A 24,579-nucleotide genomic window follows, 5' to 3' on the forward strand; every position below is an offset into this window, starting at 1 on the left:
CTGAGAGTATTGTTATTGCTGCATAGAGTTAGCCGATATCAAAGAGTGATATAGATAAGAATGGTACGAAAAGTTTCATATAAGCATAAGTAGTGTGCTTAGCTAGAATTAAGCGCACTGCTTATGCTCGCGTAAAAGATTGAGATTAAGCATCAAATCAGTCGATACAGTGGAATCAACTAAGCGAGTTAAATCAGTTAAGAAACCTCCTTAGTTAAGAAATCTCAATCCAGACGTTTTAAGGGCCCATACTAGTTCGACAAAAGCACGACTGTTGGTCAAAGGTTCGCCATCGATAATGAGAACGTAGCCTGCATTATCTATCCATAAAAACACAAAGCTGGTCTCAGGAATGAGTAGGTCAACCTGCTGAAAAAACGAGATTGCCTGACTCTCTACTGCCCATCCACGTTGCTTTTGGCGGAGCATAAAGCCTGAAAAATCAGCGGCGGCGACACTGAGCATGTCCGCTTCTTCTTGACTATAGCCAACTCGTGCCAAACAAAACCCTTCATCAGATCCAATAGCGGCTCGGCGTTTACCAGATAAGCTCGCCACGACATAAGGCAAGAACTGGTCCAATGGTAAGTTAGGTGCTGGTAAAAGTAGCGACAGCTTTTCAATCCAACCTTGTTCTATAAAGCTCTGTAGCCATTTTTCAGAATAGCGCTGAAGCCAGTCAGCAGCGAGCAACGTCTGATCATAAGACAGCAAATCCTGTAATGCCAACTGCTCATCAGTTGGTTCGTTCTGTGAAAACGCCTCAAAAATACCAGCTGGCGTCAGGGTAAGATAGGTTTTATCAGCATTTAAGTAAGAGGACATAGTAACTACCATTATGATAAAAGTGATTAATAGGTGACAAATTAGGCTTTCATATTGTTGAGTTCAAATAATTTCGATACAAGGAAACCGAGCGTAAGTTATACATTAATATGCTTACCGAGGATGACGATGTAGCGGATTTATATGGATTTGACTATAGTTTGATCGAGATGTTGTTGGCAGTTGTCCCAACGTGCATCGAACTGCCAAACACTTCTACCCAAGCGAAACCATACCAGCGAAAATGCGAGACGATCATTGCGCGCAGTACAATGGGCAAAAAACTCATTTTCGATTTGCTCAATCGTACCCCAGTCTTCGTCCTCACGCGCTTGCATCAGCTCAGTGGTGATGTCTTTAGCGATTTCTCGGGCATCGTCGCTGCTGATACGCAGTCGTTGCTTTTGCTCATTGAGAGAAGGGGATGTCAGCACACTCCAGCGAGTGGCAAGCATACTATTGCGCTGGATGTATCTTTTTTTATCAATACAATCGCGAAAGCCTTGCTGGACATGAGGATACAAACGATTTTTTATACGAGTAAATAGGTTGTTTACATCGTATGGAATATCAAACCAGCACCCATAAAAAAAGTCTGCCACTGCACCCTGTAGCGGTTCTTTCTCCGTCAACAGTAACGCTGCATTGATACGCTGCTCATGAAAGTGACGGTTATTGGGTGCCAAAAATACTTTACGTGAGTAAAACCGAAATACTCGGTGCGCGACTCTTTCATTTTCTTTGATCAGGTCTGAATCAGACATAATAATACCCTCCTGTCATCGCTATTATGACGACGGTGCTTGCTTCAGTGGTAATGATGTCATACGACAAGCGATGATGTAATCCAGAGAAATAGCGCTTGATATCAATACAATGATTGAGCGACTAATCTAATAATGTCTGCATCAAATCAATCATAAATTCGGCATCTTCTTCGCTCATTGGCTCAAATCCTTGAGGCATGCCAAGCTCAGACAATGCTTCTTTACCATCTGCATCGTTATGCAAATTGAGGATGGCCTCTAGGAAGATTTGCGCATCGGGAAAGTCTTCTTTAACAAGGAGTACATGACTGATATCAGCCAAGTCACTTTCGATAAGTACTGACAGCTGAGTCTTGGTCAAGCGTGAAAAGCTATGAAATATCTCTGCCAAGAAAAACGCGACTTGGGCTTCACCTTTGATGACTTTGCGGGCAGCCGCTTGATAGGTCTCGGTCACATCCCAGTTGAGATCAGAGGCTTCTATATCGACGGCTTCTAGCAATCGCAAACCAATCAGTTTGACATCTCGGTTGTCAGCCATCGCGACAGTAGCCCCTGCTTGAATGTCTTCCAAACGACTGATAGTGCTATTAGCTGCGGCTGCAATGATCATCTCGTCAGATTTACCGATAGGTCGGGCAATGGCTCGATAGCCTTGCTCGCGGATGAGAGTCGCTGCATCAAAGGGGTTAGCATAAATGATTTGAATGTCACCAGCATCAATGACCTGCTCTTGCTCAGCGTGAGAGGCAGGGATATTTAGATGCATGTTTAAGTTGGCACGTTTTTGAATCAAAGTATTGAACATGTGCCAGCCTGCAAAGCGATCAGGAGAAAAATCAGGGGCGATTAACATATTGTGTGTCGTCATGACCTAGCCTTCCTCATTTTGTTTCATTTGGGCATATTGAATCATCGCCGCTTCAATTTTGCTGCGTGATGGTTTGCGTCGTACCGAGGTATAGCCGACGGTTTCGCCGCGACGCACGTTAGGCACCACAGTGGCATAGACCCAATAATGACTGCCGTCTTTGCATAAGTTTTTGACATAGCCATGCCATTTTTGTCCAGACTCAGCAGTACTCCATAAGTCTTTATAGGCAGCTTTTGGCATATCAGGATGACGCAAAATATAGTGCTGTTGGCCAATCAATTCATCTACATGATAGCCACTGATTTCGACAAAGGCGTCGTTGACGTGAGTGATGATACCGTCGAGATTGGTACGCGAGACAATCAGCTTACCGTCTGGGTAGGGGCGCTCTATACCAGTATCATAGACAGTCCGTGACGTGCCATCATGATAAGTCATCGTGATTTGCTCAGCAGGCATATCGGGTTTGTGTGCATCAGGGATTGGAGAACCCATGGTCATCTCCTTCGTTGATCGTTATATCGTCAATCCTTTATAAATCGGATACGGTGTCAGCCTTGCTTAGCCTACTACTTGTAGTACTTTCACTCGGTTTTCTTATATTCAAATTATATTGAACCAACTATGTTTATAGTAATTAAAAGCTAATAAATTCGATAAGCAGTCGCCAATCAAATGAGCTTTGCCAACGCTTCTGAGGCGCGTTTAATATCTAGGAATATCAAGCCAAGCTTGGCGTTGGGTTTTGCCATGATGGTAAGTACGGCTTCATCGCCTGATGAGGTCATGATGACATAGCCTTTCTCGCCTTGAATCATAATGCGATCGATACTACCGCGTGCCAACTCGCGTCCTGCACGATCACCCAATGATAATAATGCTGCTGACATAGCACCCACGCGATCTTCATCCACGCCGGTTGGTAGAGCTGAAGCAATCATAAGACCATCGTTAGAGATTAGGGCAGATGCTTCAACATCTGCTGATGAACTGTTTAAGTCTTCCAATATCTGCTGAAATGAATCTGTACGCATATCGCTTTCTCTGTACTGGTGATTGGTTTTTTATTTATGAGCTAATGAAGTTAGTCAGAAATATCCTTGTTTAAAGAAAGGTATTATAATTCCTTACTAATAATATTGATATACATTTGCCCAATTAAAAGTAAATTTTTTGGATTTTTATGCCATTTGTCATCAAATCATTACCCTTTATCTTTATTTTTTCGAGGAAAATGGTGGTTTTTTATTATGTCTAGTCGATGAGCGGTTGAAGACCTAGCAAGATCCTTGGTATTTTTTTTGAATAGAGATGTTCTTTGTAACTATAGATTAATGTCCACCATTGCTATCAAACGGAGCCGCTGAAATTTAGCTAACAAAAATCGCTTATAGATTCTTATGATGAAGATATTTACTAGACTTATAAGTCTCAAAAATGATATACAGTCATGAGGGGATAAATGTTGACACTTCTAAATACATTATAAAAATACAAATTGAGTCAGCTTTTTTGATCCTATCAGTCTCTATACATAATCTTGTATAGGGGCGATTTCAGTTTTACATCAACGTTTATAGTCCTTTCGCTTACTCAATATGTTGTAGCGTCGATGTAAATAATTACTATCACCAGTTTTATCCTAAGGAAGAAATACATGAGCATCAGTGAAGCCATCCAAAAAGTCGAAGCACGTTATGCCCATCAGCCCGAATTCATTCAAGCAGTAAAAGAGGTGGCAATTACGATTCAACCTTTATACGATGCGCATCCTGAATATAGTACGTTAAAGGTATTCGAGCGTTTGGTAGAGCCTGATCGGGTATTTGGCTTTCGTATCAATTGGGAAGATGATCAAGGCGTGGTACAAGTCAATCGTGGTTGGCGTGTGCAGTTTTGCAATGCTCTAGGCCCTTATAAAGGCGGTCTCAGATTCCATCCTACGGTCAATCAATCCGTGTTGAAGTTTTTAGGTTTCGAGCAGATTTTTAAAAATGCCTTAACTGGCTTGCCTATTGGCGGCGGTAAAGGTGGGTCAGATTTCGATCCTAAAGGTAAAACAGACAGCGAGATACGTCGTTTTTGCTATGCCTTTATGCGTGAGCTACATCATTACGTGAGCAAAGACATGGATGTGCCTGCTGGTGACATCGGCGTCGGTGGTCGAGAAGTTAGCTATATGTTTGCGATGTATAAGAATTTGACGCGTGAATCAACAGGGGTTATCACTGGCAAAGGCGTGGGCTTTGGTGGCAGCTTGATGCGTACAGAGGCGACGGGATACGGTGCAGTCTACTTCTTAGAAAACATGCTCATCGCTCAGAACGATACGCTTCAAGGCAAAAGGGTGCTGATATCAGGGGCGGGTAATGTCTCATTGCATGCTGCCGAAAAAGTGAATGCGCTAGGTGGTATGGCAATAACTGTCTCTGATTCACAAGGGACGTTGCATGATGAAAATGGCCTCAACCAAGAAAAAATTGATTGGCTCAAAAAACAAAAGCAGCAAAACAAGCCTTTAGCAGAGTATATTGATGTTTATGGTGGCGAGTGGCTTGCCAAACAGAAACCGTGGCAGTTTGAAGCTGATATTGCGATTCCATGCGCTACTCAAAACGAAGTCAATGAAGCTGATGCCAAACTGTTCGTCGAAAATGGTGTGAAGTATGTGGTTGAAGGCGCGAATATGCCGCTCACTGCGGAAGCGATTGATTATATCCGTTTACACCGAGTCCATTATGCACCTGGTAAAGCGGCCAATGCTGGCGGCGTGGCAGTGTCTGCGCTTGAAATGTCGCAAAACTCTGTCCGTCAGTATCAAACCTTTGAGCAAGTCGATGAGCGTCTAAAAGGTATTATGAAAGATATCCACGACAGTGCTGCGAACGCTTCAGCAGAGTATGGTCAAACTGACAATGGTTATATCGACTATATGGCTGGTGCCAATATGGTTGGTTTCAAACGTGTAGCTGATGCGTTGGTTGCTTTTGGTATTTTGAACTAGTCTTACTTATAAGGGTTAAACATGCTCTAGGGCGTGTCTTCATTTCAAAAATGGTGATAAAAATGAGATAAATTGCCGTCAAACAAGAAAAATAGCGCAGATAATATCGGGATATTAACCAGCTGTTTGACGATGTTTGGCAAGATTTAGCCATTTTTAGCCCATTTAGATGACTATCGAGTGAATTGAAGACACGCCCTAGTAGTTGGTTCATACGGACAAATAGCAAAGCCCCAGTCACTGAATGATTGGGGCTTTTTTAATTGAGATAAACAAAGGTAGGTTGATTATATTGTGTCGCGCCATTTACCTTGTACCATGATACCTTGGATAGGGTTTAGTCCCATTTGATAGGGCAAGTCAGCAGGACGGGCGATATCCCATAGTGCCAAATCAGCATCACAGCCCACTTCTATTTTACCTTTATTCGGTAGTCCTAAAGCTTGTGCTGCGTGAACAGTAACTCCTGCCAAAACCTCTTCAGTGGTTAAGTAAAATAGCGTACAGCCCATATTCATCGTCAATAAAAGTGACGTCAACGGTGAGGTGCCAGGATTACAGTCGGTTGAAATTGCCATGGGAACTTGATGTTTGCGTAGTGCGTCAATCGGCGGCAACTTGGTGTCACGTAGCGTATAAAACGCCCCTGGCAATATCACGGCAACCGTATTGCTAGCCGCCATTTTTTTGATATCTTCTTCTGATAAGTGTTCTAGATGGTCGCTCGATAGTCCTTTATATTCAGCAACTAAGGCACTACCACCTATATCAGACAGCTGCTCAGAGTGTAGTTTGACTGGTAGATCCAATGAGCGAGCCACTTCAAACACTCGTCTGATTTGCTCAGTACTAAAAGCGATATTTTCACAGAAACCATCGACCGCATCGACTAAGCCTTCTGCATGCAGAATTGGCAGCCACTTGCAGACTTGTACGATATAATCGTCCGCACGGTCTTTGTACTCAGTAGGTAGGGCATGCGCTGCTAGATACGTGGTACTTACATGGATATCGTATTTTTCGCCCAGTTGACGAGCGACCGTGAGCATTTTACGCTCAGTGTCCAAGTCTAAGCCGTAGCCAGATTTGATTTCAATACTGGTGACGCCTTCTTTCATAAGTGCGACGAAGCGTTTTTCGCTTTGTGCAAATAGTGATTCAATACTGGCGGTGCGAGTAGCACTGACCGTCGCGACAATACCACCGCCTTGTGCAGAAATGTCTTGGTAGCTAGCGCCTTGTAACCTTGCTTCGAACTCATTACTACGGTTGCCACCATAGACAATATGCGTATGACAGTCGATAAGCCCTGGGGTTATCCATTTACCATCCACGTCTGTGATTTGGCTATCTTGATATTTAGGTAAATGAGCAGTGATTTGATCATGTGTGCCAACCCAAGCGACTTTGCCACTTTTAATACCGATAGCCGCGTGTAGTAGTTGTCCGTATGGGATGCTATCAGCGTGCTCATTTGCATCACTACCTATATCAATACCAAAACCATGCTGCGCTGAAAAAGTGGCGATATTGGCGTTAGTAATGATGTGGTCAAATGATGTCATAGTAGACTCGTCGAGCGTCTGTTCTGTAGGGTTTTTCAATACGGAGTTCTTTGATTCATTCATAATATGCTCCTAATTATTGGGAGGCTAATGTGTTTAGGTGACAATTAAATGCTGCTCTACAATAGTCGCTAGTAAGCGAGCAGCAACTTTGCAGCTACGACTATCAACGTCAAAGGTAGGATTGATCTCAGCAATGTCTGCCATTTTTACTTTGCCTGATGCCATGATGGTTTTGACCATACGCTCAACGAAACCCAGCTCAATACCAAAGGCGGCAGGTGCGCTCACACCTGGAACGACACTAGATGGTAAGCAATCCATATCGATGGTCAAATACACGATATCGACCTGATCTATAAAGCTTTTAACTTGCTCAGCAAGTGTATCCCAAGGCTGATAATGACAGTCTTCATCACTGATAACCTGTACGCCCAATTGCTCGGCACGATCGAAAAGCGCCGCCGTGTTAGAGAACCGACTGACGCCAATACAGCAATAATGAAAGGGCTGACCATGTGCATCAAGGTGCTCGGCAATTTGGCGAAATGGTGTCCCAGAAGTCGCTACATCAGACTGACGAATATCAAGATGAGCATCAAAATTAATAATCCCAATAGTAGGCGCTGTGTTTGTGCTGATAGTTGTTTCGCTAGTATTTTCTAAGGCCTGCCATAATCCCAAAAAGCTACCATAAGCAATGGCATGACCACCGCCAAGCCCGACGGGTAATCCACCTTGCTTGACGATTGTACTCACTGCATCAGCATATTTGATCTGAGCTTGCTCAAGAGTGCTCTCGGCAAAGCTATCATTATCATTACAATGAATGTCGCCAGCATCACCCAATAAGGTTGATAATTGACCATCAAAACGTCGTTGTAAATCAGCGATGACTGGCAGCGTAGCAAAAGCTCGACGAATCAATGGTGGGGCAGCTCTAGCACCCACGCGGCCTTGATTGCGTCTGACGCCTTGCTCACAGGCAAAGCCAACCAGCCCAATATGTTGTTTCTCGTAAGGCTGAGCAAGCTGATACCAATAACGGGCACGCGCAGTCTCAAATGGCTCTGCACGTCCTGTCCACTGGGTCATATCAGCAGGTGTATGGCTAATGGGTGTGGTATTCGGTGCTGCTGTTATCGCTATTGTCATCGCTGCTCTCCGCTTATTGATCTTTATTTAGACTCATACCAATCGCTGCGTAGTGACTGCCAATGTTCAGCAAGCGTACCGTCTAATACTAACTGCTTGGCTGCTTCGATATCAGGGGCTAGGTAGCGATCTTTGTCATAGAAAGTCACTTTTTCACGTAGTTTCTGATGTGCCACAGTCAGCGGCTCTGACGTATCTAGTCCGCGATGGAAGTCGATGCCTTGACCAGCAGCCAGAAGTTCAATACCAATAATGGTGGCAGTGTTTTGTGCCATTTCGTATAGGCGTCGTGCGCAATAGGTGGCCATAGACACATGGTCTTCTTGGTTGGCAGAAGTCGGGATGCTATCGACGCTACCAGGATGGGCGATAGATTTGTTTTCTGACGCCAGTGCTGCGGCGGTCACATGAGCAATCATAAACCCTGAGTTTACCCCAGCATTATCAACCAAGAATGGCGGTAAGCCACCTGATAGCGTCGCGTCGATTAGCAAAGCGACACGGCGCTCAGACATAGAGCCAATCTCAGCGATTGCCAAGGCTAAAATATCAGCGGCAAAAGCGACTGGCTCAGCATGGAAGTTACCACCTGATATAGCAATTGGCCCATCTTCGTTATTAAAGATAAGTGGGTTGTCAGTTACGGCATTGGATTCGATGAGTAGCGTTTTTCCTGCTTGGTTGATGATATCAAGGCAAGCACCCATAACCTGTGGCTGGCAGCGTAAGCAGTAAGGGTCTTGTACTCGATCATCTTGCTCGCCGTCATGTGAGGCACGGATAGCACTACCTTTGATTAGCTGACGGTGTGCTTTGGCGATCTCTATCTGACCATGATGGCCACGCACTTCATGAATACGCGCATCAAATGGTGAGTCTGATCCTTTGGCAGCATCAATTGATAGTGAGCCGACAATGGTCGCAGTCTCAAGCAAATCACGCGCCAAGAAATAACCACGTAATGCCAATGCGGTTGATACTTGCGTACCGTTGATCAGTGCAAGGCCTTCTTTAGCTGCAAGAGTAATAGGCTCAAGTCCATGCTGTGCTAGAGCGTCAGCGGCAGGCATTTTTTTACCGTCAACAAACACATCACCTTCGCCCATCATTGCAAGTGTCATATGTGATAATGGCGCTAAGTCACCAGAGGCACCAACTGAACCTTTGGCTGGGATATTGGGTGTGATTTGTTTGTTGATTAAGGCAAGTAAACTATCAACCACTTCACGGCGTACACCAGAGACACCTTGCGCCAGACTGGCGACTTTCATCACCATAATCAGTCGCACCACGCCGTCTGGCAACGCTTCACCAGTACCCACTGAGTGAGAAACGATTAGGTTACGCTGAAGTAGCTCAAGCTGATCATCACTGATACGCGTCTTTGCCAATAGGCCAAAACCAGTATTAATACCATAAGCGCTTTTGTCTCGTGCAATGATAGTGCGTACATCTTCGTGCGAGGCATCTATCGCTTCATAGGCACTCTCAGGTAGTGTCAATATGACAGGCTGCTCGTAGATATCACGTAGCATCTCAAAGCTAAGCTGGCGAGGATGTAGGGTTAGTTGTTTGATGTCGTTCATAGGGGTCATCCTAGTGTGGTAAGTCATATAGTCATTCCACTATAAAAGTATTACAGCGTTAACCTCGCTTGAAGTATCACATATACATCTACACTCGGTTGCCTTGTACTACTTTTAAATTGAATCGACTATGTGGGTTATATTATTTTTGTTTAGGGTGTGTCCTCATTTTAAAAATGGTGATAAAAATGAGATAAATTGCCGTCAAACAAGGAAAATAGTGCAGATAATATCGAGATATTGACCAACTATTTGACGATGTTTGGCAAAATTTAGCTGTTTTTAGCCCATTTAGAGGACACTCGTTTGAATTGAGGACACGCCCTAGTGTCTTTATTAAAATTAAATTGTTGAAAGTTTTTTAATCAACGAAATATCTATTATTGGGTTTGAATTTTTTAGCCAATCCAATTGAAGTACATAGCCAGATGTCCGAATGCCGCAGCCAGTAAAATACTGAATACCACGCGCTCGAACCAAATGATGACCATTTTGCCAACAGAGATAGGAATCTCGGTCGCAAGCACGCATGGAATCATGGCTGAAAAGAACAGCACACTGCTAATGGAAATGACCCCTGCGACATAGCGTGTCAGAATATCTGCCTCACTTAGTAGTAATGCTGGCAAGAACATCTCAGCCAAGCCCGCTGACATGCCTTTGGCAGCGACTAGCGGTTCCGGTAGGCCGCCAAGCCATGTAAAGGGATAAAGAAGCAGGCCCAAGGCATCGAAAACTGGCGTATATTTTGCTAATAGCAATCCTGTTAAGCCAACCGCGATGATAGATGGCACAATGGCGGCTGCCATCGTCAGGCCATCACGAAAGTTAGACCACAAGATTTGTTTGAGGTCAGTGGCACGGCGCGAAGTGGATAATCCCAAGTCAAACGCAGCTGCTAGCCGTGTACCACCTTTATGGTCTAAAGCGGGACGTTCAACGCTATCATCAAAGAGACTGATAGGTGGAATACGAGCAGTAATTGCAGTGACAATAAAGGTAATTACTAGCGTAGACCAAAAGAACACATTCCAAAATTCCATCAGACCAAGCGTTTTGGCAACAATCACCATAAACGCGGCTGATACAGTCGAAAACCCAGTCGCAATGATAATGGCTTCACGTGCTGAATATTGCTTTTGCAAGTACACACGATTGGTAATGAGTAAGCCAATGGAGTAGCTGCCGACAAAGGAAGCAACGGCATCAATCGCTGATGAGCCTGGGGTTTTCCAAATAGGTTTCATAACCGGCTGCATGAGCACACCAACCATTTCTAGTAAGCCAAAACCAACCAAGAATGCCAATATCAATGCCCCAATCGGTACAATCATACCCACCGGTAAGGCCAGTTTTTCAAACAAAAACGGCAGCATGTCCTTTTCCATCATAAAGGCAGGCGCTACGTCAGCCACATACATCACTGCCAATATCAGACCCATGATTTTAAAAGCAGTCATAATCATGTGGGTGATATTTTTGCGCCATGAGCCATCTATAAATGGTTTACTCACGCCATAGAGCATGAGTAAAAACAATAGCGTAACGGACAAAGTATGCTGCTGAGTCACCAGATAGGTCGCACCATGATCGAACAAAATCGTGCTTTTCTCGCCAATGGTAAATGGCACAAAAAACATCACCAAACCGATCGCACTGAATACGATCAGCTGTATTAATGCAATAGGGGTTGATAGTAGTTTTTTCGATGATGTCGTTGTACTTTCATCGTTCAGGCTAGATGTCGTATTTTGCTCAATCATATTATCCTCCTTGATAAAACGCCGATTATGTCCTTATACCCAGCTACAGCATATAAGGACAAGGAACAAACTATTTGATCATTGGCAGATTTAGACCATATTCTTTCGCTGTTTTAATCGCCAACTCATAACCTGCATCTGCATGACGCATGACGCCTGAGCCGCAATCATTGACTAACACGCGTGACAATCTTTTGGCTGCGGCGTCAGTACCATCCGCGACAATGACCATGCCGGAGTGCTGCGAGTAGCCCATACCAACACCACCGCCATGATGTAGTGATACCCAAGTCGCGCCGCCTGCGACATTGAGCATGCCATTCAATAATGCCCAATCAGAGACCGCATCTGAGCCATCTTTCATGCTTTCTGTTTCGCGGTTTGGACTGGCAACAGAACCCGTGTCTAAGTGGTCACGACCAATAACGATCGGGCCTTTTAGCTCGCCGTTTTTGACCATTTCATTAAATGCCAAACCTGCTTTATCACGCTCACCAAGCCCCAACCAGCAGATACGAGCAGGCAAGCCTTGGAATTGAATACGCTCTTTTGCCATATCTAACCAACGATGGATATGCTGGTTTTCAGGGAATAGCTCTTTGATTTTTTGATCAGTCTTATAGATATCTTCTGGATCACCTGATAACGCTACCCAGCGGAATGGGCCTTTACCTTGGCAAAATAGCGGACGAATATACGCAGGGACAAAACCTGGGAAGTTAAAGGCATCTTTGACGCCTTCATCGAAAGCGACCTGACGGATGTTGTTGCCATAATCGGTCGTTGGAATATCCATTGCTTGTAGATCTAGCATCGCCTGTACGTGTACGGCACAAGATTTAGCGGCTGCTTTGGTCAGTGCTGCGTGTTGCTCTGAATCTTCTTGTGCTGCTTTCCATGCTTCCACTGTCCAGCCACTTGGCAGATAGCCATTAATCAAATCATGCGCCGAGGTTTGATCGGTGACCAAATCCGGCTTCATGCCACCAGCATTAGCACGCTTGACCATTTCAGGTAGGATATCTGCGGCATTGCCAAGGAGGGCGATAGAAACGGCTTCACCTGCATCGGTATGTTGTTTGATTAGCTCATAAGCATGGTCAAGATCATCCGCTTGCTTATCGACATAACCAGTGCGCAAACGGAAATCAATACTAGACTGCTGACACTCGATGTTTAATGAAGTTGCCCCTGCAAAAGTAGCCGCAAGTGGCTGCGCGCCGCCCATACCGCCAAGACCAGCGGTCAAAATCCAACGACCCGCCCAGCTACCGTCATAATGCTGACGACCTGCTTCAACGAAAGTCTCATACGTACCTTGGACGATGCCTTGCGTGCCGATATAAATCCAGCTACCAGCGGTCATTTGGCCATACATCATTAAGTCTTTGCGATCTAACTCGTTGAAGTGCTCCCACGTTGCCCAACGCGGCACAAGGTTTGAATTGGCAATCAAGACGCGCGGGGCATTTTCATGCGTTTGAAACACGCCGACGGGTTTGCCCGATTGCACCAATAATGTCTCATCATCTTCTAATTCTTTTAGCGATTCTAGGATTTGATCGTAGCTTTCCCAGTTACGGGCTGCGCGTCCGATACCACCATAGACGACTAGGCTTTTTGGGTTTTCCGCCACATCAGGATGCAGGTTGTTTTGCAGCATCCGATAAGGGGCTTCGGTCAGCCAGCTTTTGCAATGTAGCGTAGAGCCAGTAGGCGCAGCGATATTACGGCTCTCATCGCGTCGAGTAGGTTTGTTGCTATTGCTATCAGTAGTCATGGTCAAATCCTTGTGAAATCTTTTAAGTCGATTGGGCAATTAAAGTGAGTGGTTTACGATCAGTCTAAGAGTGCACTTAACTGCTTGCTAAATTGGCTAGATTATCGATACTGTCGTAAAGTTGTATATACAAATTATCAAAGATACTTTTTCTATGCAAGGATTTTTTTCATGAGCTGATTATTTTTGTCATTCACTCAGCCGATTTAGATAACATCGAGTGAGTTGAACTATCCCCTAGTTAATACTGAACGCTCAGACATTTTGACTAAGGCTTGCACGGTGGTCTCGTGATATTATGTGGTCACTCCTATTAGCAAAACTGACGGTTAAAGGCGGATATGACAAAGACGATTCCGGCGTATCAACGCATAAAAAACGCCATACTAGACAATATTCATTCTGGTAAGTGGCAGGCAGGCAACGCAATTTCGACAGAAATGGCACTGGCTGAAGAATTTGGTGTGTCACGAATGACGGTCAACCGTGCACTCAAAGAACTGAGCGAGGAGCGGGTACTAGAACGCCGTCAAGGCTCAGGTACGTTTGTCGCGCAGCAGCAGTTTAACCATACGTTCGTAGAAGTTCGCAATATCGCAGAGGATCTCAAATCCGCCAATCGTGATTATGAGGCACAGGTCATGAGTAAGCGTGCTATTACGGCTGATATGCTCGATGATGAATTGCGTCGTAAGTTTGGTATTGATGAAGGGGCTGTGATTGATAAAGAGTCTGTGCCTGTTAACACAAGCGCTCAGAAAGATGCTAGTGATGAAGCTGTCCTGTATGAAGTAAAAATCATTCACTTTGCCGATGGTCAGCCCATACAGTTTGAAGAACGCTGGGTCGATGCCAAAAAAGTACCGAAGTTTATCGATCAGGATTTTAGTGTGGTCAATACCAGTGATTACTTAATTGCCAAAAGCCCTCTAGAGAGTGGTAGCTATACCATTCGAGCATTGGCAGCCCCTGATGAGATTGCTGAGTTTTTGCAAATTGCGCCGCAGTCACCAACGCTTGTGCTGCGTCGGCAGACCTATTCGGCTGGGCAAGTCGTTACCTTTGTAAAAATGTGGCACGCGGGTGATCGCTATCAGTTCTCAGGCGAGTTGTAGCAGATATAGTCAAGCCTATATAAATCCGCTACATCGTCATCCTCGCTAAGCATACTAATGTATAACTTGCACTCGGTTTCCTTATATCGAAATTATATCGAACTGACTATAGCTTACGTATGCTCACTGATTGTGTACGTTTTTTCTGTCCAAAATGAGATACTATATCCATAAGCTGCTATTTAATAAGATAGCAATTGGCGTTAATTAAACTCTTCAGAATATTTGAACAATCGTTAAAAATTAAAATATAATATAGAAACAGTATTGAAAAATAGCCCGAATAACCTCAAATCGGGCAACCAAAGCCGAATATCATAGAGGAGCTCGTATTGTTCTTCTGTGTCGGCTTGCCCTATTTATTAGCACCGTATATTTTATTAGTGCTGTGTGTCTTATTAACATTATGTGTTTTTACTTTATTCATTCACTCTTATAAGGACGTCTTATGAAACGTCGTACTCTTTTAGCCCTTGCCGCCAGCACTATGTTCCTTGCCGCTTGTGGTCAATCTACTACCAACGAAGCCGATACCAGTGCAACTGACAGCGCTGCAACAGGCGGTTCTGATTTACTACAACGTATTAACAACGGCGGCACTATCAACGTTGGTACAGAGGGTACTTATCCTCCGTTCACATACCATGATGAGAGCGGCAAACTAACGGGTTATGATGTTGAAGTAACGCGTGCAGTAGCTGATAAACTGGGCGTAGACGTTGAGTTTAAAGAAACTCAATGGGATGCGATGCTGGCTGGTTTGGATTCAAAACGTTTTGATATGGTGGCTAACCAAGTTAGTTTGACCACGCCTGAGCGTAAAGCAAAGTATGACAAAGCAATGGCTTATAGCTGGTCAGGTGCGGTTGTATTGGCACCTACTGATGATAACCGTTATAGCTCGTGGGAAGGTCTAAAAAGCCTACGTACGGCGCAATCACTTAGCAGTAACTATGGTGAGCTTGCAGAGCGTTATGGTGCAGAGATCGTTCCTGTCGATGGTATGGCGCAAGCGATTCAATTGGTTAAGCAAGACCGTGCTGACTTTACGATGAATGACAATCTAGCGGTATTGGATTATCTCAAAAAGTTCCCAGATTCTGATCTTGAGATTAAACTAACTGCCCCTGCAAGTGAACAAACTGGTTCAGGCCTAGTGCTTATTAAAGGTGATGATGAAGTTGTAGCGAAACTGGATGAAGCAATGGCTGAATTGGCGGCTGAAGGCACACTTACCAAGCTTAGCGAACAGTTCTTTGGTGCTGATATAAGTCAACAAAAATAATGTCAGTTTCTATCATGTCAGCTTCTGTAATGTCTACATCATGGTTCGCGGACTTATTGGCAGTATTGCCATTTATGAGTCCTGATCGAGCGCAGATTGTCATCTCGTCGTTTTGGCCAATGCTCAAAGGCGGTATCTATTATTCGATACCGCTGGCATTGATCTCATTTGCGATTGGTATGGCCATTGCACTGACAGTGGCATTGATTCGTATTATTCCGCGTGCCACTTGGTTCCATGAAATCATTTATCGGCTCGCTCGTGTCTATGTGTCCGCCATTCGCGGTACACCGATGCTGGTTCAGCTGTTTATTATTTTTTATGGTCTGCCAAGTGTCGGGGTGAAGCTCGATCCCTTTCCCTCAGCGATTATCGCGTTCTCACTGAACATCGGTGCTTATGCATCGGAGACAGTGCGTGCTTCGATTTTGTCAATACCAAAAGGGCAGTGGGAAGCAGGATCGACAGTTGGCTTGACGTATCTACAGACCTTCCGCCATGTGATTTTACCGCAGGCGCTTAGAGTATCGGTGCCGCCGTTGTCTAATACCTTTATCAGTCTGGTAAAAGATACCTCACTTGCTTCATTGGTACTGGTCACTGAGCTATTCAAACAAGCGCAGATTATCACAGCTCGTAACTATGAGTTTATGCTGGTCTATACGGAAGCGGCGATTATCTACTGGGGTATCTGTCTGTTCTTGACCTTTATCCAAGGCAAGCTTGAAACTCGGCTAGACCGTTATGTAGCAAAATGAGCTACGTAGTAAAATAAATTATGGCTCAATAGACACGCCCTAGCACAACAGGAATTTTTATGATCAAAGTCACTAATATTCATAAAGCCTTCGGTGGCAATCAGGTGCTAAAAGGCATCGACTTGACCATTAATAAAGGCAAAGTAGTCGTAATATTAGGACCTTCAGGATCGGGTAAAACCACCTTTTTGCGTTGCTTAAATGCGCTAGAGATTCCTGATCAAGGTGTGATTGCTTTTGATGACGATAGCTTGAGCGTCGACTTTGCGACTAAGCCAAGCAAAAAAACGCTGCTAGCCTTACAGCGTAAGTCAGGTATGGTTTTTCAGTCTTATAATTTATTTCCACATAAGACAGCCATTGAAAATCTCATGCTTGGGCCTACGGTCGTACAAGGTCAAAGCAAAGCGCAAGCCCGTGAGCAGGCATTGGTACTACTTGAGAAAGTTGGACTGTCGGACAAAGCGGATCTGTATCCGTTCCAGCTATCTGGTGGTCAGCAGCAGCGTATCGGTATTGCTCGTGCGCTGGCTATTGAGCCATCGCTCTTACTGTTTGATGAGCCAACCTCTGCGCTTGATCCAGAGTTGGTACAGGATGTGCTTGAGACGATGAAGCAGCTCGCCTCTGAAGGTTGGACGATGGTTGTAGTGACTCACGAAATCAACTTTGCCCGAGACGTTGCCGATCATGTTGTACTGATTGAGGATGGTCATGTGGTTGAAGAAGGCAGTGCCAAGCAGCTGTTTGAGGACTCAAAACATCCTCGTACGCAGGCATTTTTGCAACGTATTGAGCAGTAAAAACGTTTGTTTTCGCATAAGTAATAAAACAAAAAGGCCCCAATCATGATGCAATGGTTGGGGCTTTTTTTATCGCAATAAATAGGACGTATTTCAAATAATAGACAGTAAACTATATTTTTTGTCGTTGCTTTAACCAGCGAGGTACGCGAGTAGCAGTACCATTTAATACAGCATTTAACAAAGCCGCCAGCAAAATAAGTGCCACGCCCAGATATTGAATCCAAGACAAAGATTGATGCAGTAACAGCATCGCGAGCGCAATCGCAGTTAATGGCTCAAAAATCGTGAATACCGATGCACGAGTGGCAGGCAGTTTCTCCAATGCCTTCATATATAGCCCAAATGGCACGACGGTTCCCAATAATGACAATCCTAAAACATAGCCCCAAGTCATTAAGGGCAGACTCACTAGCTGCTCATAAGTGTTATAGGTCTCAGGCAAGAGCAGTAGTACGCCAGCACTAATGATAATGGAAGTGAAAAATACCAGAGGGGCAGGGTGAGCGTAATGCATCGCACGCTTACCCAATACGCCATATAACGAATAGCACATCCCTGCTGATAGACCGAGTAAAATCCCCCAGTTAACTTTTGCTTGTTCACCTAACATCGTTAAACCTACGCCAAACACCGCCATCAATGCTAGCAACACTGATTTACGAGTAATGGACTCACTCAGTAAGAACTTCGAAAATAATAAGCTAAATACGGGCGCGGTATAGAGTAAGGCAACGGCAGGGCCAGCTCCAACGTAACTGACCGCAAAAAAATAGCAGACCGACATGCCAAGGACACCTATCAATGACTGCATCGCCAGTCCCAGCCACTGTTTTGGTTGTAATTTGATAAGGTGTGGCCACAATTTTGGTAGCATGGCTAAAATAATAAAGGCTGCCGTGACGATGCGTAATATCGTTACCTGCCAGCCACTAAATCCAATTTGGTTTAGATAAGTCGAGAATATACCCAACGTGCCCCAGCAAATAGCAGCCGTGATAATTTGGATGGTGCCTAGCCATGATTGATGCGAATGGTTCGTCATTCCGTTGTCGATGTTTGCCATACTGTTTTCTTCTTACGATCTAAGTGACACAAGATGTTGTAAGATTGCTATTGATACAATCTCTCCAAGCAATGCTGAAATAAGAAAAGACAACCTGATTAAAGGCTGTCTTTTGTTTATTCTTTTGAGTCTATCACTAAAAGATAATAAGTGGCTACTAGGGCGTGTGCTAAATTCAGTCAATAGTTATTTAAATTGCTAAAAAATGGCTAGCGTTTGCTGAATAACCTAAACAATATCGAATCATTAACTTATATCATATTTGTGTTCGTACCATTTTTCATTTCTATAGTCTCTGTTAATCAATCCATAAAAAGAATGTTTGCTCTCGGAGAGTATTTCGCTGAATAAAGCACACTTTTTCCACTTGGGTTCTTGGTAAATGATCCGTATCAGCCCCGCAGTTTTTTGAGCGCTGTTTTATCCACTGAGTCTGCTCTTTCTTAAGATCAGCCGCCATATCCTCACCGTACAGGCGTCTGACTTCATTTCGCGTTACTCTGTAGCTTTCATTCAATGCTTTATCAGACGTGTTATATATCTGATCAATCAGAGCAGCTTCTGATGCTAATGGCAGATAAGTCGCATTTTCTTTGTAGGTGGCACTATAGGTATCGACTGTCCATTTACTTCTTATAGATATCTCATGGTTCGAGGTATCTATAAACCCATCAAAATCTTCGCCCTCAAAGGTATAACCCTGAAATCGACACGGGGTCACGCCATCTTTACATAAGCTATGCTTGGTTTCCGCAGAGTAGTATTTGACAGCATAGGGCGACTTACTAGGTTCTGGTGTTGTCTGCAATAGCCGTCCTAAATCGGGAGCGACTAGCAGCATATTGTTGCAAGTAACGCTTCCTTCTGCACAGCTCTCATAAAGGTTGAGACGTTGACCTTGGATGTCCATGCCCATTGTAAAGTTTGCCTGTACAGGCGCTACGGCGGAACTGACAGACGTCATTAGCATTAAGCTCAAGAGCAATGTAGTATGTCTGAGTAAGCTAGGTTTATTTAGGCTTGAGCTAGACATGGAGACGGACATATAGGTTTATACCTGTAGCAAGAAGTTACTCAGCAATCGCTTAGCGCCCTCAGTGGCAAACGACTCAGGGTGAAACTGCACACCTTGAATTGGGTATTCTTTGTGCGCCAGTCCCATAATTTCATCACCAGTCAATGCTGACTCAGCAAAGCTCAATTCAGCACCACTGTCATTGGCGACCACGGAAGTAATCGTGAGACAACTTGGGATAGTGTCGGCTTTTACCACCAGTGAGTGATAGCGCATGATTTCAAGCTCTTGTGGTAAACCTTGATAAATACCTGAATTATCATGGCGAATTGATGAGACCTTGCCATGCATCGGTACACTGGCGCGTACCACGTCACCGCCGAACACATGAGCAATGCCTTGCATACCTAGGCAGACGCCTAATAGCGGCACAGTTTTGCCTAGTGTTTCAATGACCTCGCTACAGATGCCAAAGTACGCCGGATCGTCAGGGGAGCCAGGGCCAGGCGAAATGATAATTCTATCAAGATTCATCGCTTCTACATCTGCTAAGGTTATTTCGTTATTGCGTTTAACGATTACGCTGGCTTCTTTATCACTGTCTAAGGTTTGCAAAATCTCACCCACATATTGGTAGAGATTAAAGGTAAACGAGTCGTAGTTATCGATAATTAAAACATTCATGGGTCATAAACTCTTTTGTAAAATATGGTCAATTTACGCAGTATTTCTAGTAGCAATTATGATTGCATAAAGCTGTCTAATACGACTTTCATCGCCGACAGTTTACGCTGAATCTCTAAGTACTCATCAGCTGGGTTGGAGTCGTAAACGTTACCGCCGCAAGTTTGAGCGTAGGCAGACTCGCCATTGATAAAGAGGCTGCGAATAGGAATGGCGAAGATACAATCACCATTAAAATTGAACGAGCCTAATGCACCGCCATAAGCACCGCGACCATCTGGCTCTAGCTCATTAATCACCTTAATGGCTTCTACTTTAGGTGCGCCTGATAGCGTACCAGCAGGGAAGTTGCTGGCAAGCGCACTAAACATATCTTCGTTAGGATGCAGGATGCCAACGATTTCAGAAGAGATATGCTGTACGTGAGAGAAGCGTTTAATATCCATCAAACTGCGTACTTTTACCGTACCAAATCGTGCCACACGGCCAATATCATTGCGATGCAAATCGACCAACATATTATGCTCGGCAATCTCTTTGTCATCGTTGAGCAAGGCGCGGGCAAGCTTACGGTCCTCTATTACATCGGCGCCGCGCTTGGCAGTTCCTGCGAGCGGATAAGTTTCCATTTCACCCTGACGCAAGCGGAATAGCAGCTCAGGAGAAGCGCCAATGATGCACTGCTGGGCAAATTTCATAAAGTACATATGCGGTGATGGGTTGACAGCGCGCAGCTTTTCATAAATCGGCATTTTGTCACCGGCAATACGGTACTTAGATTTAAACCCAACCTCACACTGAAAGATACGCCCAGCGATGATATCTTCTTTGACTTGCATAACGACATTAGCATGCTCTTCTTGGCTCATACCATCACCTAAAAATTCAACTTTAGGCGCTTCATAACTAGGCGTTGGCTCATCGAGTAGGGCTTTGATTTGCTCGATGCGGTTTTCTTGCTGAGCAGTTGGGTAATAAAAGTAGAAGATTTCCCCAGTCATCTTATCTAGGGTCAATCCATCTAAATACACGCCAAACTTAAATGGTTCAAAGTCTTCGCTGGCTTTTGCATTGAGACTTGGCTCAAAAAAGTTCACGCAGTCATAACCCAAATAGCCAACCAGACCGCCGCTTTGGTCACGGGCGATGACATGTTGCGGTGTTATCTCACGCAGCAATTGATAAGGGTTGTCGGTTTGATAGCAACTTGTCTCAGCAGTTTTATTATCGGTAATCGCAAGCGTGTTGCGATCTAATGCTGCGATAGTCGTCACAGGGTCAAAGCCGATCGCATGATGGCGCGAGATATGGCTGTCTTCACCCAATGATTCGAGCAAATAGCAGGTATCAAACGCGCTTTCAATACGTTTGAATAATGCAAAAAAATCGATATCTTGCGTCAGTTTGATGCGTTGTGGTTTGCTCGGAATATCGATAGGAGCAGGCTTGGTCTGTATGCGAGTACTAGAGGTCATAACAAAGTCCGAAATGGTTCAAATATGTGTTGATTAATGAGTGTCGACTAATAAGTGTTGATTAATAAGTATAAGTTTCGTCAGTAAAAAGCTAGATAGTATCGTCGTCAGAGGCTAAGAGCGGTCTCTATGAGTGGCCAGTAACGCGCTGACATCATGGCTTTGCTTGGCCTTGGCACCGCGAGAGACAGTGGCGATACCAACCCCGAGCTGCTCAGAGATATCACGTTGGGTGATACCGCGATCTAGCAAGTCAAAAATGCGAATACGATTGGCAATGTCATGCTGTTCTTTATCGGTCAGCAGGGCACTGAGCAGCTTTTCGATATCTGCGCTATCAGTACAGTTGGTCAAATGTTTCACTAAGCTTTGATAAGGATCGGTAGTCATAATAGGTCATCTTAGCCAAAGAAAATAGATAGGTCGTTTATTAAGCAATTTTTCGCTGGGAACTATCTTGTTTCAGTATTCTAGTACAGTAGTACAAGAAAAACAAGTGATGAGCTAAGTTAATAGCAGACTGATATATAAGTGATAAGTTCCTACGCCTGACTACATATAGTCTTGATACATCGTCAGAACCATATTGAATGTTATATTTACGACTAGTACAGAAACACTTTTGTGCTCTCTCAGCATGTCCAGAGCTAAAATTGAGAATTTATTACATTAATTATTGCCAAAGTGTTAATACTTCGTTATTATGCCTCTCATTATTTAAACGCTAATCATTATCATTAACATTAATCATGTTATTCGCACGATGAGTTAAGTATTTTTAAGGTACTTAATCTTCTGGTAGGCACTATTTTAAGGGTTGTTTGACGACAGCCTTTAAAAATAATTCTAAACATTCTAATTTCTGACAGTAAACAAAGTGAGTAAATGTGTTATGCGCGAAGTAAAGTTATCTAGTCAATTGACAGTATTGTCTATCGGTGTCGCCGCTGTATTGTGGACGCAAGCTGCTAGCGCTGCAACGGCAGCAGATATGCCAAACACGACATTGCAGACTATCACTGTAACAGCAAATAGCTCAGTACGTGACGCTGTACAAGAAGACTCTGTCTATATAGATGACTACACCCCAGCTGCACAAGCCAGCCACTTGAACGACTTTTTAGACGTTGTACCAGGGGTAAGCGTGGGCGGTACCTCATCAGTCAACCAACGTATTCGTGTACGTGGTCTTGATGATACCAATCTAAAAGTAACGATTGATGGCGCACGTCAAGAAGGCGCATTGTTCTACCATATGGGTGATGTCACTATTGATCCAGATCTGCTAAAACAAGCAGAAGTATCAGTGGGCAATAACTCAGTGACGTTAGGCAATGATGCCATCGGCGGCGCGGTTGCTTTTGAGACAGTCGACGCGGCAGATTTACTTAAGCCAGGTCAAAAAGTAGGTGCTAAGCTGCATACAGGTTATGCTAGCAACAATGATGAACTGCTAACTTCTGCCACTGTATATGGTGCACCAACAGAAAATGTTGATTTACTGGCTTATTATGGCAAACGCAATGCGGATGCTGGTGAAGACGGTAAAGGCCGTAAAATCCAAACGGAAGACAGCGAAGGCGAAAACATCCTATTAAAAGCTGGTGCTTATGTCGGTAGTGATCATCATGTAGGCGCTAGCTTTAGCCGTACCGAAAACAAAGGCAAGTTCCCATTACGTCCAGATTTTCCTGCTGGTGGCTGGAACCCAATCATCCCGCAGGAAGTCAAACGCGATACCTATGCGCTTGACTACGCATACAATCCTGCCAACCAGTTGGTCAATGTAGACGCCAGTGTATATCAGACTAGCACGCAGATTTTGCGTAACTCTGATGGCTTACCTGGGTTTGAGTTTGATGCAGAAGTCCAAACCACAGGCGCAAAAGTACAAAACACCAGTATCATCGATAGCAATATCATCAATGGTGTACCAGGGGTTCATAAGTTAATCGCTGGGGTTGAGCATTACAAAAAAGAATCTGACTATAGCAGTGTTCAACGAGGTACAGCTATACCAGTTGCTGGTACAGATGAAGCAACCAATACTTCAGTGTATCTAGAAGACCAATGGCAAATGGGTAAGCTTAGCTTAACGCCAGGCGTCCGTTATGACCGTTATGAGTCTCCAGAATATGTATCGGCTGGCAAGACTTATGACAATGTCGTTGGCGCATTGGCTGCTAGCTATGAGATTGCACCGCACACCCAACTATTTGCAAGCTATACGCAGTTATTTAACGGTCCAGATCTCAGCCAAACGATTTATAATACCGATGGTGTTGGTACATATGTCAATGACGACTTAAAAGCAGAAGAAGGTGATAATGCAGAAGTCGGTATTGCTACAACGCTGCGCGGTCTAACGATGGCTGATGACTCTTTAAAGTTAAGTGCTAAATACTTTGAAACCAATATCGAAAATTATATCGAATACATCAGATATGATGCATCTGGAAAGAATATAGATAGACCAGGTATTAACTGTAGTACAGGCGAACTTGGTGGTACTTGTGAAGGTGTCATTAATAATGACGAAGATTTCAAAATCAAAGGCGTAGAGCTATCAGCCGACTATCGCGCAGATAACTTCAACATGGGTCTAAGCTATGCTCGTGCGCGTAGCAAAGGCGAAGATACGGGTTACAATATCTCTTCTGTCAGTGGTAGCGGCTCTGAGTCTGGCGATAAGTATATGGTTAACCTAGGTTACGCTCCAACCAACACTACTGAGCTTGGCTGGCGCAGTACTTATGTCGCCGATGTGACACCGAATACTGCTGGTGATGACAACGAAAAATCAGGCTATGACGTACACGATATCTTTATGACTTATACGCCAACTCAAATTGAAGGTTTAAAAGCCACACTAGGTGTATACAATATCTTTGATGAGACTTATGCAAGTCATGCATCACGTAACTCTATCGATGATGCCTATACTGATTTTGAAATGGGACGTAATATCAAAACGTCTTTAACTTATCAGTTCTAATCTAGCTTATCGAATTTAAATCTAATCGTACTTATAAAGTCAGCTGTCTTATACGGGAGCTGGC

The 24,579-nt window shown here is 44.2% G+C and carries 21 protein-coding genes; 6 read left to right on the forward strand and 15 right to left on the reverse strand.

From position 1 onward, the window contains the following. Positions 1–210 precede the first annotated feature (210 nt). From JMX96_RS09655 to JMX96_RS09675, 5 genes are all read right to left on the reverse strand, one after another. Entirely contained in the window at positions 211–825 is a 615-nt protein-coding gene (locus JMX96_RS09655; RefSeq protein ID WP_201568822.1) for a hypothetical protein, read from the reverse strand. A gap of 140 nt (positions 826–965) precedes the next feature. Next, on the reverse strand, positions 966–1,589 hold the full coding sequence (locus JMX96_RS09660) for a hypothetical protein (protein ID WP_201568823.1): 624 nt from the start codon (positions 1,587–1,589) through the stop codon (positions 966–968). Between the two features lie 124 nt (positions 1,590–1,713). Then, positions 1,714–2,463: a PhnD/SsuA/transferrin family substrate-binding protein gene (locus JMX96_RS09665; protein WP_201568824.1), complete on the reverse strand. Its 750-nt coding sequence runs from the start codon at positions 2,461–2,463 to the stop codon at positions 1,714–1,716. Between the two features lie 3 nt (positions 2,464–2,466). Continuing rightward, positions 2,467–2,961, reverse strand: coding sequence for a PAS domain-containing protein (locus JMX96_RS09670; RefSeq protein ID WP_201568825.1), 495 nt, complete (start codon positions 2,959–2,961; stop codon positions 2,467–2,469). 176 nt (positions 2,962–3,137) lie between these two features. After that, positions 3,138–3,500 carry a roadblock/LC7 domain-containing protein gene (locus JMX96_RS09675; RefSeq protein WP_010201036.1) on the reverse strand — a complete coding sequence of 121 codons (363 nt, stop codon included), beginning with the start codon at positions 3,498–3,500 and terminating at the stop codon, positions 3,138–3,140. 623 nt (positions 3,501–4,123) lie between these two features. On the opposite strand from JMX96_RS09675, the gene gdhA reads away from it, so the two are divergent. Further along, entirely contained in the window at positions 4,124–5,470 is a 1,347-nt protein-coding gene (gene gdhA, locus JMX96_RS09680; protein ID WP_201568826.1) for an NADP-specific glutamate dehydrogenase, read from the forward strand. Positions 5,471–5,757: 287 nt separating this feature from the next. On the opposite strand, the gene hutI is transcribed toward gdhA, so the two are convergent. The 5 genes from hutI to hutU form a co-directional block, all read right to left on the reverse strand. Then, positions 5,758–7,035, reverse strand: a complete 1,278-nt coding sequence (gene hutI / locus JMX96_RS09685; protein ID WP_370587283.1) for an imidazolonepropionase — start codon at positions 7,033–7,035, stop codon at positions 5,758–5,760. A 96-nt stretch (positions 7,036–7,131) separates the two neighbouring features. Further along, on the reverse strand, positions 7,132–8,190 hold the full coding sequence (hutG, locus tag JMX96_RS09690) for a formimidoylglutamase (protein WP_201568828.1): 1,059 nt from the start codon (positions 8,188–8,190) through the stop codon (positions 7,132–7,134). A 23-nt stretch (positions 8,191–8,213) separates the two neighbouring features. Then, positions 8,214–9,776: a histidine ammonia-lyase gene (gene hutH / locus JMX96_RS09695; protein WP_201568829.1), complete on the reverse strand. Its 1,563-nt coding sequence runs from the start codon at positions 9,774–9,776 to the stop codon at positions 8,214–8,216. A gap of 398 nt (positions 9,777–10,174) precedes the next feature. Continuing rightward, complete coding sequence (locus tag JMX96_RS09700; protein WP_201568830.1) at positions 10,175–11,539, reverse strand: YjiH family protein; 1,365 nt, start codon at positions 11,537–11,539, stop codon at positions 10,175–10,177. A gap of 70 nt (positions 11,540–11,609) precedes the next feature. Further along, a complete protein-coding gene (gene hutU, locus JMX96_RS09705; protein ID WP_201568831.1) occupies positions 11,610–13,319 on the reverse strand; it encodes a urocanate hydratase in 1,710 nt (569 codons plus the stop codon). 341 nt (positions 13,320–13,660) lie between these two features. Here hutU and JMX96_RS09710 point away from each other — a divergent pair, with 341 nt between their 5' ends. From JMX96_RS09710 to JMX96_RS09725, 4 genes are all read left to right on the forward strand, one after another. Beyond that, the gene (locus JMX96_RS09710) at positions 13,661–14,434 is read left to right on the forward strand and encodes a UTRA domain-containing protein (protein WP_201568832.1); all 774 of its coding nucleotides are present in this window, start codon (positions 13,661–13,663) and stop codon (positions 14,432–14,434) included. Positions 14,435–14,882: 448 nt separating this feature from the next. Next, a complete protein-coding gene (locus JMX96_RS09715) occupies positions 14,883–15,719 on the forward strand; it encodes an amino acid ABC transporter substrate-binding protein (protein ID WP_201568833.1) in 837 nt (278 codons plus the stop codon). A gap of 74 nt (positions 15,720–15,793) precedes the next feature. Next, positions 15,794–16,477, forward strand: a complete 684-nt coding sequence (locus JMX96_RS09720; protein WP_179797881.1) for an amino acid ABC transporter permease — start codon at positions 15,794–15,796, stop codon at positions 16,475–16,477. 59 nt (positions 16,478–16,536) lie between these two features. Continuing rightward, complete coding sequence (locus tag JMX96_RS09725) at positions 16,537–17,280, forward strand: amino acid ABC transporter ATP-binding protein (protein WP_057761251.1); 744 nt, start codon at positions 16,537–16,539, stop codon at positions 17,278–17,280. Between the two features lie 112 nt (positions 17,281–17,392). Here JMX96_RS09725 and JMX96_RS09730 read toward each other — a convergent pair whose 3' ends face one another. The 5 genes from JMX96_RS09730 to JMX96_RS09750 form a co-directional block, all read right to left on the reverse strand. Beyond that, complete coding sequence (locus JMX96_RS09730) at positions 17,393–18,346, reverse strand: DMT family transporter (protein ID WP_201568834.1); 954 nt, start codon at positions 18,344–18,346, stop codon at positions 17,393–17,395. A 298-nt stretch (positions 18,347–18,644) separates the two neighbouring features. Further along, the gene (locus JMX96_RS09735) at positions 18,645–19,310 is read right to left on the reverse strand and encodes a lysozyme inhibitor LprI family protein (RefSeq protein WP_201568835.1); all 666 of its coding nucleotides are present in this window, start codon (positions 19,308–19,310) and stop codon (positions 18,645–18,647) included. Between the two features lie 87 nt (positions 19,311–19,397). Next, entirely contained in the window at positions 19,398–20,045 is a 648-nt protein-coding gene (locus tag JMX96_RS09740; protein ID WP_201568836.1) for an anthranilate synthase component II, read from the reverse strand. A 56-nt stretch (positions 20,046–20,101) separates the two neighbouring features. Continuing rightward, positions 20,102–21,520, reverse strand: a complete 1,419-nt coding sequence (locus tag JMX96_RS09745) for an anthranilate synthase component I family protein (RefSeq protein ID WP_201568837.1) — start codon at positions 21,518–21,520, stop codon at positions 20,102–20,104. Between the two features lie 114 nt (positions 21,521–21,634). Continuing rightward, the gene (locus tag JMX96_RS09750; RefSeq protein ID WP_057761242.1) at positions 21,635–21,910 is read right to left on the reverse strand and encodes a Trp family transcriptional regulator; all 276 of its coding nucleotides are present in this window, start codon (positions 21,908–21,910) and stop codon (positions 21,635–21,637) included. Positions 21,911–22,412: 502 nt separating this feature from the next. Between JMX96_RS09750 and JMX96_RS09755 the strand changes: the two genes are divergently transcribed. Then, positions 22,413–24,515: a TonB-dependent receptor domain-containing protein gene (locus JMX96_RS09755; RefSeq protein WP_201568838.1), complete on the forward strand. Its 2,103-nt coding sequence runs from the start codon at positions 22,413–22,415 to the stop codon at positions 24,513–24,515. Positions 24,516–24,579 lie beyond the last annotated feature (64 nt).

This window comes from Psychrobacter sp. JCM 18900 (genome assembly GCF_904846625.1).
GTDB lineage: Bacteria > Pseudomonadota > Gammaproteobacteria > Pseudomonadales > Moraxellaceae > Psychrobacter.

Coding starts and splice junctions, on each gene's coding strand:
- JMX96_RS09655 (WP_201568822.1), bottom strand. CDS start 825: ATGTCCTCTTACTTAAATGCTGATAAAACCTATCTTACCCTGACGCCA.
- JMX96_RS09660 (WP_201568823.1), bottom strand. CDS start 1,589: ATGTCTGATTCAGACCTGATCAAAGAAAATGAAAGAGTCGCGCACCGA.
- JMX96_RS09665 (WP_201568824.1), bottom strand. CDS start 2,463: ATGACGACACACAATATGTTAATCGCCCCTGATTTTTCTCCTGATCGC.
- JMX96_RS09670 (WP_201568825.1), bottom strand. CDS start 2,961: ATGGGTTCTCCAATCCCTGATGCACACAAACCCGATATGCCTGCTGAG.
- JMX96_RS09675 (WP_010201036.1), bottom strand. CDS start 3,500: ATGCGTACAGATTCATTTCAGCAGATATTGGAAGACTTAAACAGTTCA.
- gdhA (WP_201568826.1), top strand. CDS start 4,124: ATGAGCATCAGTGAAGCCATCCAAAAAGTCGAAGCACGTTATGCCCAT.
- hutI (WP_370587283.1), bottom strand. CDS start 7,035: ATGACATCATTTGACCACATCATTACTAACGCCAATATCGCCACTTTT.
- hutG (WP_201568828.1), bottom strand. CDS start 8,190: ATGACAATAGCGATAACAGCAGCACCGAATACCACACCCATTAGCCAT.
- hutH (WP_201568829.1), bottom strand. CDS start 9,776: ATGAACGACATCAAACAACTAACCCTACATCCTCGCCAGCTTAGCTTT.
- JMX96_RS09700 (WP_201568830.1), bottom strand. CDS start 11,539: ATGATTGAGCAAAATACGACATCTAGCCTGAACGATGAAAGTACAACG.
- hutU (WP_201568831.1), bottom strand. CDS start 13,319: ATGACTACTGATAGCAATAGCAACAAACCTACTCGACGCGATGAGAGC.
- JMX96_RS09710 (WP_201568832.1), top strand. CDS start 13,661: ATGACAAAGACGATTCCGGCGTATCAACGCATAAAAAACGCCATACTA.
- JMX96_RS09715 (WP_201568833.1), top strand. CDS start 14,883: ATGAAACGTCGTACTCTTTTAGCCCTTGCCGCCAGCACTATGTTCCTT.
- JMX96_RS09720 (WP_179797881.1), top strand. CDS start 15,794: ATGAGTCCTGATCGAGCGCAGATTGTCATCTCGTCGTTTTGGCCAATG.
- JMX96_RS09725 (WP_057761251.1), top strand. CDS start 16,537: ATGATCAAAGTCACTAATATTCATAAAGCCTTCGGTGGCAATCAGGTG.
- JMX96_RS09730 (WP_201568834.1), bottom strand. CDS start 18,346: ATGGCAAACATCGACAACGGAATGACGAACCATTCGCATCAATCATGG.
- JMX96_RS09735 (WP_201568835.1), bottom strand. CDS start 19,310: ATGACGTCTGTCAGTTCCGCCGTAGCGCCTGTACAGGCAAACTTTACA.
- JMX96_RS09740 (WP_201568836.1), bottom strand. CDS start 20,045: ATGAATGTTTTAATTATCGATAACTACGACTCGTTTACCTTTAATCTC.
- JMX96_RS09745 (WP_201568837.1), bottom strand. CDS start 21,520: ATGACCTCTAGTACTCGCATACAGACCAAGCCTGCTCCTATCGATATT.
- JMX96_RS09750 (WP_057761242.1), bottom strand. CDS start 21,910: ATGACTACCGATCCTTATCAAAGCTTAGTGAAACATTTGACCAACTGT.
- JMX96_RS09755 (WP_201568838.1), top strand. CDS start 22,413: ATGCGCGAAGTAAAGTTATCTAGTCAATTGACAGTATTGTCTATCGGT.